We start from the raw sequence: 255 nt of genomic DNA, 5'->3' as shown, positions 1-255 counted from the left end.
TTTAATGATTGGGAAAATAACTAAAAATGAGTCTGTTATTTTAACACTTATCGAAAGAAAGACACGATTTATTATTATCAGAAAGTTAAAAGAAAAATCATCAGAATGTGTTAACAGGGCTTTAAAACAGATATTTAAACAGTATGGTAAGAAATGGTTTAAAAGTATAACAGCAGATAATGGTTCAGAATTTTCACGATTAACAGAATTAGAAAGCTATTTAACCGCAGTATATTTTGCACATCCGTATGCGTC

General features: G+C 28.6%; 1 protein-coding gene. It reads left to right on the top strand.

Features of this window, described 5'->3' with window-relative positions; translation table 11 throughout:
- Positions 1 to 255: IS30 family transposase (locus E4T68_RS09125; RefSeq protein WP_167753888.1), on the top strand; the 255-nt coding region annotated here is incomplete at both ends.

The sequence above is a fragment of the Granulicatella sp. WM01 genome, from assembly GCF_004570605.1.
Taxonomy (GTDB): Bacteria; Bacillota; Bacilli; order Lactobacillales; family Aerococcaceae; genus WM01.
The sequence above is the reverse complement of the archived record's forward strand: the minus strand, read 5'-3'. Positions and strand labels throughout refer to the sequence as shown.